Source organism: Pseudonocardia sp. (assembly GCF_050246655.1).
Classification (GTDB): Bacteria; Actinomycetota; Actinomycetes; order Mycobacteriales; family Pseudonocardiaceae; genus Pseudonocardia.
On the sequence record NZ_JBFWVQ010000078.1, the window covers coordinates 18,036 to 28,846 of the forward strand.

General features: G+C 74.5%; 7 protein-coding genes. 5 read left to right on the forward strand and 2 right to left on the reverse strand.

Annotated features, from left to right (window positions below; all coding sequences use genetic code 11):
- Positions 1-355 precede the first annotated feature (355 nt).
- Both AB7J25_RS21530 and AB7J25_RS21535 read left to right on the forward strand, forming a co-directional pair.
- Complete coding sequence (locus tag AB7J25_RS21530) at positions 356-1,627, forward strand: LCP family protein (RefSeq protein ID WP_428511434.1); 1,272 nt, start codon at positions 356-358, stop codon at positions 1,625-1,627.
- Between the two features lie 113 nt (positions 1,628-1,740).
- Positions 1,741-3,873 (forward strand): prolyl oligopeptidase family serine peptidase, encoded by a 2,133-nt coding sequence (locus tag AB7J25_RS21535; RefSeq protein ID WP_428511436.1) that lies wholly within the window; start codon positions 1,741-1,743, stop codon positions 3,871-3,873.
- 20 nt (positions 3,874-3,893) lie between these two features.
- Here AB7J25_RS21535 and AB7J25_RS21540 read toward each other — a convergent pair whose 3' ends face one another.
- Positions 3,894-5,372 (reverse strand): MFS transporter, encoded by a 1,479-nt coding sequence (locus tag AB7J25_RS21540; protein WP_428511438.1) that lies wholly within the window; start codon positions 5,370-5,372, stop codon positions 3,894-3,896.
- A gap of 73 nt (positions 5,373-5,445) precedes the next feature.
- Here AB7J25_RS21540 and AB7J25_RS21545 point away from each other — a divergent pair, with 73 nt between their 5' ends.
- Complete coding sequence (locus AB7J25_RS21545; RefSeq protein ID WP_428511440.1) at positions 5,446-5,823, forward strand: FKBP-type peptidyl-prolyl cis-trans isomerase; 378 nt, start codon at positions 5,446-5,448, stop codon at positions 5,821-5,823.
- Positions 5,820-6,353 carry a metallophosphoesterase family protein gene (locus tag AB7J25_RS21550; RefSeq protein ID WP_428511446.1) on the forward strand — a complete coding sequence of 178 codons (534 nt, stop codon included), beginning with the start codon at positions 5,820-5,822 and terminating at the stop codon, positions 6,351-6,353. The genes AB7J25_RS21545 and AB7J25_RS21550 overlap by 4 nt, the downstream gene beginning before the upstream one ends.
- Before the next feature lie 27 nt (positions 6,354-6,380).
- Here the strand turns inward: AB7J25_RS21550 and AB7J25_RS21555 are convergent, their stop codons facing one another.
- Positions 6,381-7,469, reverse strand: coding sequence for a TerC family protein (locus tag AB7J25_RS21555; RefSeq protein ID WP_428511442.1), 1,089 nt, complete (start codon positions 7,467-7,469; stop codon positions 6,381-6,383).
- 275 nt (positions 7,470-7,744) lie between these two features.
- Between AB7J25_RS21555 and AB7J25_RS21560 the strand changes: the two genes are divergently transcribed.
- Entirely contained in the window at positions 7,745-10,615 is a 2,871-nt protein-coding gene (locus tag AB7J25_RS21560; protein WP_428511444.1) for an alpha/beta fold hydrolase, read from the forward strand.
- Positions 10,616-10,811 lie beyond the last annotated feature (196 nt).

Genomic DNA, 10,811 nt, shown 5'->3' on the forward strand with positions numbered 1-10,811 from the left:
TGCCTGCCCCGATCCCCGCGAGGTAGAGGGCGACACACAGGAAACCCGCCGTGTTGAGCAGATCGGGGCCCACCGGTCCGAGCGCGAACGCGGCGAGCTGGAAGAGCAGCGAGATCCCGAACAGCGCAGCGGCGACGATCGCGAGCATGGCGGTCTCCTCACATCCACAGGTGTGCGGGATTACCCAGCGTTCACTCCGGGTACACATGACGGAAGGATCATGTAGCCGGAACAGGTGATATAGCCCCGCGGCAGGCTACGGTCTGTTACTGGATGCGCTCTGTTACTGGATGCGCTCTGTTACTGGATGCGCTCTGTTACTGGATGCGTTCCACAGTCATCGATGGAGGGTCGGGTGCTCGGTGCGGTGCGGATGGCCGCGCGGACCGCGGGGGCGCTGCTCTCCGTGATCGTCCTCGCGGTCTCCGGCTACGCCTGGAACCTCTCGCGACACGTCGACGACGGAATGGCCACCAGCGAGGCGGTGACCCCCGCCCCGGACGGGCCCACGGCCTCGGATGCCGCGTTCACCGTGCTCCTGGTCGGACTCGACAGCCGCACCGACGCCTCCGGGCGCCCGCTGCCGCCCGAGGTGCTCGACCAGCTCCACGCAGGGCCCGACGAGGGGCAGCTGCACACCGACACGATCATCCTGCTCCACGTTCCCGCCGGGCCGGATCCGCACGCCGTGGCGATCTCGTTCCCCCGGGACTCGTTCGTCGAGATCGCGGGCGACCGGGGCCGACACAAGATCAACTCTGCGTACCGGCGCGGGATGGCGGAGTCCGAGAAGGCCCTGGTAGGCCGCGCCCTGCTGCCCGCAGAGCGCGACCGCCGCGCGCGCGAGGCGGGCAGGCGCGCGCTCGTCGACACGCTCCACGACCTCACCGGCGTCCGGGTCGACCATTTCGCCGAGGTCAACCTGGCCGGGTTCGTCGAGATCAGCGACGCGCTCGGCGGCGTGCCCGTCTGCCTCAACCGGCCCGCCCGCGAGGAGCGCTCCGGCATCGACCTGCCCGCCGGGCCACAGGTGGTCCAGGGCCCGACGGCGCTCGCCTTCGTCCGCCAGCGCCACGGCCTCGACGGCGGCGACCTCGACCGGATCAGCCGCCAGCAGGCCTTCCTGGCGGGCCTGGCCGACGCCGTCCTGACCTCCGGCCTCCTGCACGACCCCGTCCGGCTCAACCGCGTGACGCAGGCCCTCGGCCGCTACGTCGTGCTGGACCGCGGCTGGAACACCCAGGAGCTGCTGGGCCAGCTCCACCGGGTCGCCGCGGGCGACCTGCGCTTCGAGACCATCCCGACCGGCACCGCCGCGCTCGACACCCCCGTCGACGGCGTCGCCGTGCAGGTCGACCCCGACGAGGTGCGCCGCTTCGTGCAGCAACGGATCCCGGTCACGCCGTCGGCGTCGCACCCGGGGACGACCCGGACCCTGCCGAGGCCCACCCCGGCGGCGGGCTCCTCACCCGCGAGCGCCACCCCGGCCGACACCGGCGACAACACGGACGGTACCGACACCACCGACCGCCGGGCCCGGCCCGCCGGGTCGACCCCGACGGCCACGAGTACCGAGCGGACCGCCGCCCCGCCGATCACGACCGGCGGCGTCCCCTGCGTCGACTGACCGCGGCTCGACGCGCGAGAGGAAGACGCGCGAGATGAACATGAGCGGGGTTCCTGTGGCCCGCGACCCCGCCCACATCCATCTCGGCCGTTGCGGCCAGCCCGCCCGGGCGGATGAGGCCGCGCACGGCCCCACTGGATAGCGTCGGCCAGGTGACGGACAGCTTCCCCCGCCGCCAGGCCCGTACCCGCCGGTTCACCCTCGGCTCCCCGCGCAGCTTCACGCTCTCCCCCGACGGTGACCGGGTCGCCTTCCTGCGCAGCCAGGGCGGCACCGATCCGGTCACCTGCCTGTGGGCCCTCGACCTCGCCACCGGCGACGAGCGCCTCGTCGCGGATCCCCGCGGGCTCGAGACGGGTGACGGCGAGGACGTGCCGCCCGAGGAGCGCGCGCGCCGCGAGCGCAGCCGCGAGCAGGCGGGCGGGATCGTCGGCTACGCGACGGACCGGCCCGTCACGATGGCGGCGTTCGCGCTGTCCGGGCGGCTGTACGTCACGGAGTTCGCCGCGGGGCTCTCCCCGCGCCTGATCGAGACCGCCGGGCCCGTGGTCGATCCGCGGCCCGACCCCACGGGTACGCGGGTCGCGTTCGTCTCCGGTGGGGCGCTGCACGTCCACACGCTGCTGCCCCGGGTCACCGAGACGCTGTGCGAGCCCGAGACCCCGACCGTCACCTACGGCCTCGCGGACTTCGTCGCCGCCGAGGAGATGGGCCGGATGCACGGCTACTGGTGGTCGCCGGACGGGCGGGCGCTGGTCGTCGCCCGCGTCGACGAGGCGCCGGTGCAGCGCTGGCACATCGCGGACCCGGCCAATCCGCAGCGGACCCCGTCCAACGTCGGCTATCCGGCGGCGGGTACGGCCAACGCGCGGGTGACGCTGGAGATCGTCACGGTCGGCGGCGCGCGGACGCCGGTGACGTGGGACGCCGAGCGGGACGAGTACGTCGCGGACGTCGTGTGGGACGCGCACGCGCTGCTCGTCGTGGTGCAGCCGCGCGACCAGAAGGCCCTGCGCTTCCTGGAGGTCGACGCGCAGACCGGGCAGACCCGGGAGATCCACACGATCACCGACGACGCGTGGGTCGACATCGTCGCGGGCGTGCCGGTGCACCTGTCGGACGGGGCCCTGGTCACCGTCGCCCCCGCCGACGGCGCCCACCGGCTGATCGTGGACGGGACCCCGGTCACGCCGCCGGATCTGCAGGTCAGGGGCGTGTCCGACGTGGATGGCGAGACCGTGCTGTTCAGCGCGAGCGGCGCCGACCCGGCGAGCACGGCGCTGTGGTCCTGGTCGCCGAGCGGGCTGGAGCGGCGCACGCCGGAGGAGGGCGTGTACGGCGGTCGCCTCTGCGGCGGCACGCTGCTGGTGATCGCGCACACCCTGGACACCGACGGGGCGACGACGACGGCCTGCCGCGCGCACGGCGCGCCCGTGACGATCACCTCCCACGCCGACGCGCCCGGCCTCGTCCCGCGCGTCACGCTGCTCGCGGCGGGCGAGCGGGCGCTGCGCACCGCGCTGGTGCTGCCCTCCTGGCACGAGCCGGGCACCCCGCTCCCGGTCCTCTTGGACCCCTACGGCGGCCCGCACGGGCAACGCGTGATCGCCGCGCGGGGCGCCCACCTCACCGGCCAGTGGTTCGCCGACCAGGGCTTCGCCGTCGTCGTCGTGGACGGGCGCGGCACGCCGGGGCGCGGTCCGGCCTTCGAGCGGGCCGTCCACGGCGATCTCGCCGGGCCCGTCCTCGCCGACCAGGTGGACGCGCTGCACGCGCTCGCCGAGGACCACCCGGACCTGGACCTGCGCCGCGTCGGCATCCGGGGCTGGTCCTTCGGCGGCTATCTGGCCGCCCTGGCGGTGCTGCGCCGCCCGGACGTCTTCCACGCCGCCGTCGCGGGCGCGCCCGTCACGGACTGGGCGCTGTACGACACCCACTACACCGAGCGCTACCTGGGCCACCCGGACGTCGACCCGGCGGCCTACGCCCACTCGTCGCTGCTCGACGAGGCCGCGTCGCTGACCCGGCCGCTGCTGCTGGTGCACGGCCTTGCCGACGACAACGTCGTGGCGGCGCACACGCTGCGGCTGTCGTCCGCGCTGCTGGCCGCGGGCCGCCCGCACGCGGTGCTGCCGCTGTCCGGGGTGACGCACATGACGCCGCAGGAGGTCGTGGCGGAGAACCTCCTGTTGCTGCAGGTGCGGTTCCTGTGCGACGCGCTGGGGGTCCCGCCGCGGCAGGGATAGGCGTCAGGGATGGGTGGCGCTCAGGGGTGGTCGGCGTACTTCACGGCCGGCTCGGTGTCGGGCCCGCGGTCCGGGCGCCTGCGCCGGTCCCGGATCGCCAGCGCGAGCGCGGCGAGCATCGGCACCAGTGCCCCGCCGAGCGCGGTGGCCACCGCGACGGGGTAGTCGCCGCCCGTGCCCGCGAGGGTCGCGTAGAAGAGTCCCGCCAGCCCCGCGGTGCCGACGGCGGCGCCGATGCGCTGCCCGGTCTGCAGCGCGCCGCCCGCGGAGCCCGCCGAGCGGACGGGCACGCAGCGCAGGGTCAGGGTGACGTTCGGCGAGATCACCAGGCCGCCGCCGATCCCGGCGAGGAGCATCGGCGCGGCGACGGCGAGCCCTGCCGACGCCGGCGGCACGAGCAGCAGTACCAGGGCGGCCGCGGCCAGGCCGACCGTCACCCCGGTCAGGCCGAGGACGGTGAGCGTGCGGCCGTGGCGCTCGACCAGCCGCCCGCCCAGCGCCGAGGACATCGCGGAGCCGAGCGCGAACGGCGTGACCGCAAGGCCCGACCAGAGCGGCGGGTAGCCCAGCCCGGTCTGGAAGAAGACGGCGAGCACCAGCCAGATCCCGCTGAACCCGATGAAGTAGGTGAAGCCGATCGTCGCCCCGGCGGCGTAGCCGGGGGTGGCGCGCACCAGCCGCGGGTCCAGCAGCGGTTCCCGCCCGCGGGCCACCACGCGGTGTTCCCACGCGACGAACGCCGCCGCGAGAGCCGCCCCGGCCGGGAACAGCCACCACTGGCCGAGCCCGCCCGTCGAGGCGCGTACCAGCGGCAGCAGCACCGCCAGCACCGCCGTACCGAGCAGAGCGACCCCGACGAGGTCCAGGTCGCCGCCGTTCCCGCCGGAGCCGTCGCGCGGGAGCAGGCGCACCGCCAGCACCAGCGCCACCACCCCGATGGGCACGTTCACGAGGAAGATCCACCGCCAGCCCTCCGGCCCGCCCGCCAGTGCCAGCAGCACGCCGCCGACGACCGGCCCCACCGCCGTCGAGATCCCGACCGTGGCCCCGAACAGGCCGAACGCGCGCCCGCGCTCCTCGCCGCGGAACAGGCTCTGGATGAGCGCCGAGTTCTGCGGGGCGAGCGCCCCGGCCGCCAGACCCTGCGCGAGGCGGGCGGCGATCAACAGGCCGATGGTCGACGCCATCCCGGCGAGGGCGCTGCAGAGCACGAACCCGGCCAGGGCCAGCAGGAACATCCGTCGCCGCCCCATGGCGTCGCCCACCCGGCCCGCGGGCACGAGCGCGAGCCCGAACGTGAGCGCGTACCCCGACACGACCCACTGCACGCCCGCGGCGTCCGTTGCGAGGCTGTGCTGGATGGACGGCAGCGCGACCGCGACGATGCTGACGTCGAGCAGGGTCATGAAGCCCGCCGTCAGCGTGACCGACAGCGCCCGCCACCGCCGCGGATCAGGCTCGGCGGAGCGCTCCTCCGCCGACTGCTTCGCGATGCTCACGACCTCCCTGTCTACTCCTCCCGGGTGAGTCTGGCAGGCTGCAACACCGACCGAGAGCAAGGAGGAGGAAGCCGTGCCCGCACCGCAGCGCCCCGAGATCGACCCCGTCGAGGGCCCGCCGCCGACCGATCTGGAGATCACCGACATCATCACCGGCGAGGGCGACGAGGCCAGTGCGGGCCAGGTCGTCACCGTGCACTACGTCGGCGTCGCCCACTCCACCGGCGAGGAGTTCGACGCCTCCTGGAACCGTGGCCAGCCCTTCCGCTTCCCGCTCGGGGCGGGCCGCGTCATCAGCGGGTGGGACCAGGGCGTGGCGGGGATGAAGGTCGGCGGCAGGCGGCGGCTGGTCATCCCGCCGCACCTGGGTTACGGCGCGCGGGGCGCGGGCGGCGCGATCAAGCCCAACGAGACGCTGATCTTCGTCGTGGACCTGCTGGGCGTGAGCTGAAGCTCCTGCTGATCGCCGACACGCACCTGCCGGACCGGTCGACGGGGCGGGCGCGGGACCTGCCCGCGCCCGTCTGGGCCGCCGTCGACGGTGCCGACGCCGCGGACATGGTGGTGCACGCCGGGGACTGGGTGAGCGTCGCCCTGCTGGACGCGCTGGCCGCCCGCGCCGCCCGGCTCGTCGGCGTTTTCGGCAACAACGACGGCCCCGAGCTGCGGGAACGGCTCCCCGAGGTGGCCCGCGTCGAGCTGGACGGGCTGCGGCTCGCCGTCGTGCACGAGACCGGCGCCGCGGCGGGCCGGGAACGGCGCTGCGCCCGCGCGTTCCCCGACGACGACGTGCTCGTCTTCGGGCACAGCCACATCCCCTGGGACAGCGTGGCGCACCGCCCGGACGGCTCCCGGCTGCGGTTGCTCAACCCCGGATCCCCCACCGACCGTCGTCGCCGGCCCACGTTCACCTGGATGACGGCGACGGTCCGCGGCGGCGTCCTCGACGAGGTGACGCTGCATCACCTGCCGCCCGGCTGAACCCGGTCGGCAGCCGGGCGGCAGAACTCAGCGCCGCGCGTTGTCCGGCTCGTCCGCGCGGTCGACCGTCCGCTCCGGGGCGGGCGGCGGCGCCTGCTGGTCGTCGTGCTCGGCCACCGGCGAGCTGATGGGGGTGGAGTGGACCGCGTCGGGGTCGCGCCGCACCTTGATCAGGCTGGCGATCGTCGTGATCACCAGCACGCCGACGATGACGCTCAGCGACACCGCGATGCCGATCTCCGGGACGGGCACGGGCTCACCGCCGTTGATGAACGGCAGCGTGTTCTCGTGCAGCGCGTGCAGCACCAGCTTCACGCCGATGAAGGCGAGGATGATCGCCAGGCCGTAGGACAGGTAGACGAGCTTGGCCAGCAGGCCCCCGAGCAGGAAGTACAGCTGGCGCAGGCCCATCAGCGCGAACGCGTTGGCCGTGAAGACGAGGTAGGCCTCCTGGGTGAGGCCGAAGATGGCGGGGATCGAGTCCAGCGCGAACAGCAGGTCGGTGAACCCGATCGCGAGCATCACCATGAGCATCGGCGTGGCCATCAGGCGGCCGTCCACCCGCACGAAGGACTTCGGGCCGTGGAAGCCGTCGGTGACCGGCACCACCTTGCGGACCAGGCCCAGCGCGCGCGGCTCGGTGTACTCGTCGTCGTGCTCCGTGCCCTGGCGCACCAGGTTCACCGCTGTGACGACGAGGATCACGGCGAACAGGTAGAACACCCAGCTGAACGCCGAGATCGCGGCCGCCCCGATGGCGATGAAGATGCCCCGCATGATCAGCGCGATGACGATGCCGACGAGCAGTACCCGGTGCTGGTGCTCGGCGGGCACGGCGAACGCGCTCATGATGATCAGGAAGATGAACAGGTTGTCCACCGAGAGCGAGTACTCGGTGATGTAGCCCGCGAAGAACTCCCCGGCGTAGACACCACCGGCGAAGTACCAGACACCGAGGCCGAACAGCACCGCTAGGCCCATGTAGAACAACACCCACCGCGTCGCCTCACGGATCGTGACGGCATGCGGGTTGTGGTCCACGACGAACAGGTCGACCAGGACGATGGCGATCAGGCCGCCGATCGTGGCCAACCACAGCCATGTGGGGACGTTCACACGTGCCTCCAGGGTAGTACGGGCAGCATAAAGCGGCCCGAGGTCTCTCCCGTCGGCTGACGAGCGGCCGACCCATGACGCCGGGTGACCTGCCGAATCGGCACAGCCACCGTGTTGACGACGCCATCGCGAGCGGGATACTCCCCTGCGGTCGGCTGCCAGTGTGACCGATGGGTCGCACGGACTGCTACCCAGGGTTCCCGTCCGTGAGCGAACACACCCCTACGACCGGCTCGATCCCGGCCTCACGGCCCCGCCACGCACGTTCGCCTAACGTGGACGGCGTGCCACCCCCGAGGGCCCGCCGGACGGCGGCCGTCGCCGCGTTGACGGCGCTGCTGATCGCATGCCTGCCCGGGACCGCGGCCGCCGCGGCCCCGTCGGCACCCCAGGTCACCGAGCAGCGCGTCGAGGGCGCGGGCGTGAGCCTCGACACCACGCTCTACCTGCCGACGAGCACGCCGGCGCCCGCGGTGCTGCTGGCCCACGGCTTCGGGGGCAGCAAGGCGTCGGTGGACGCGGACGCCCGGGACCTCGCCGCGCGCGGCTTCGTGGTGCTCGCCTGGTCGGCGCGCGGGTTCGGGGCGAGCACGGGGCAGATCGCACTGAACTCCCCCGACGCGGAGGTCGCCGACGCCCGCGCGCTGGTGGACTGGCTCGCCGCCCGGCCCGAGGTGACCCAGGACGGGCCGGGCGACCCGCGCGTCGGCGTCAGCGGCGCGTCCTACGGCGGAGCGCTCGCGCTGTTGCTCGCGGGCGACGACCAGCGGGTGGACGCCGTCGCGCCCGTGATCACCTGGAACGACCTCGGGCAGGCGCTGTTCCCCAACGCAGCGGCGACGTCCCCACCGCCGGTCGACACCCCCGCGCACGGGGTGTTCGCCGGCGACGGCGTGTTCAAGCGCGGCTGGGCGGGGGTGTTCTTCTCCTCGGGCGGCTCCGGCGACTCCGGCGACTCGGGCGGCTCCGGCAACGCGCCGGGGGCACCCGCGGGCGCCGGCCTGGAGGATCCCGGCGCGGGGGCTGGCCCCGAGGTCGCGGCGGGCGGCCCTACTCCCGGCATCCCCGCTCCCGACAGCGCCTCCCCGGGGCCCGCCACCCCCGTCACCTGCGGCCGCTTCACCGCCGCGGCCTGCGCCGCCTACACCGAGGCAGCGGTCACGGGGCGGCTCTCCCCCGCGACGGCGCAGCTGCTGGCCCGCTCCTCCCCCGCGTCGGTGACCGGTCGGATCACCGCGCCCACCCTGCTCGTCCAGGGCGAGCAGGACACCCTCTTCGGCCTGGAGCAGGCCGATGCCAACGCGCGCCAGATCGCGGCCACCGGCGCCACGGTGAAGGTGCTGTGGTTCGCGGGCGGCCACGACGGCGCCGCCCCGGACGCCCGCGTGCGCGAGCAGATCGGCGACTGGTTCGAGTTCCACCTCGCGGGGCGCGGCGAGGACCCCGGAACCGGGTTCTCCTACGCGGTCGAGAGCGGGGTCCGTACGGGTGGCGACACCCCCACCGGCCGCACGATCGAGGCCGCGGCCTACCCGGGCCTGCCGGGCACCGCGCCCGTGGCGGAGATCCCGTACGCGCTGGCCGGAGAGCCGCAGCTCGCCGTCCTGCCGCCGGGGGCGAACCCGGCGGCGATCACGTCGCTGCCCGGCCTGGGCGGGCGGATCGGCAGCGCGGGCGGGCGGATCGCCGCCGTCACCGCGGAGCTGCCGGGCCAGTCGGCCCTCTTCCGCACCGACCCGATGACCGAGCCCGTGCTGGTCGCGGGCACGCCCCGGGTCACGATCACCGTCGCGCGCGTGCCGGGCCAGCCGGCGGCGGACGACGCGGTGCTGTTCGGCAAGGTCTACGAAGCCGCCCCGGACGGGCTGCGCACGCTCCTCGGCGGCGCCGTCGCACCGATCCGGGTGCCCGTACCGGCGGACGGGAGCCCGACGCAGGTCACGGTCACGCTGCCCGCGGTGGTCGCGCCGATCGAGGCGGGCAACCGGCTGATCGTCTCGTTCAGCACCACGGACCAGGCCTACGCCGCGCCGGTCGGTCCCGCGGTGTGGCGCGTCGGCCTCGCGGACGCCCGGCTGGCCGTCCCCGTCGTGCCCGGCGAGGCCGTCACCGCGAACACCGTCCCGCTCCTGCCCGCGGTGGGCATCGCGGGGGTGCTCGCCGCGGTGCTGGTCGCGTGGCTCGTGGCGCGGTGGCGCTCCCGCACCGCGGTGGTCCCGGCACCGGACCCGGACGCCCTGCCGCTGGAGATCGCGGGACTCGCGAAGACGTACAAGGGCGGGTTCAGCGCGGTGCGCGACGTCTCCCTCACCGTCGAGCCGGGGATGGTGCTCGGCCTGCTCGGCCCGAACGGCGCGGGCAAGACCACGGTGCTGCGCATGCTCATGGGCCTCATCAGCCCCACCGCGGGCACGATCCGCGCGTTCGGCGAGCCCGTCGGGCCGGGGGCGCCGGTGCTGGCCCGGATCGGGGCCTTCGTCGAGGGCCCCGGGTTCCTGCCGCACCTGTCGGGCGCGGACAACCTGCGACTGTACTGGGCCGCGACGGGCCGTCCCGCGCAGGAGGCGCACCTGGAGGAGGCGCTGGAGATCGCCGGGCTGGGCACCTCGATCGAGCGCCGGGTCGGCACCTACAGCCACGGGATGCGCCAGCGGCTCGCGATCGCGCAGGCGATGCTCGGCCTGCCGGAGCTGCTCGTGCTCGACGAGCCCACCAACGGGCTGGATCCGCCGCAGATCCACGCCATGCGCGAGGTGCTGCGCGACTACGCCTCGGGCGGGCGCGCGGTGCTGGTGTCGAGCCACCTGCTCGCGGAGGTGGAGCAGACCTGCTCGCACGTCGTCGTCATGCACCACGGGCGGGTCGTGGCCCACGGCGCCGTCGAGGAGATCATCGCGGGCGGCGGGGGCGCGAGCTTCGCGGTGGACTCCCCGCAGCGGGCGGCGGAGGTCCTCGCGGCGCTGGACGGCGTGCGCGACGTCGAGATCGACGGGCCCGGCACGGTGCACGCCGAGCTGAACGGCACCCCGCGCGCGGACGCGGTGAAGGCGCTGGTGACGGCCGGGATCGGGGTCACGGGCGCGGGTCCGAGACGCCGCCTGGAGGACGCGTTCCTGCAGCTCGTCGGAGGCGGAGGTCCCGAATGAGCATCGCAGCGAGCGCCGGCGAGCGAGGAGCGGAGTCCGGGCCGGAGCCGATCATCGACGCAGGGAAGGACCGGTCGATATGACGGCTGTCGCATCCACCACGGGCTACCGCCCGAACCACACCCTGCCGCTGCGGGTCGAGCTGGTGCGCCAGCTGCGCCGCCGCCGAACGCAGGTGACGTTCGGGCTGGTCGCG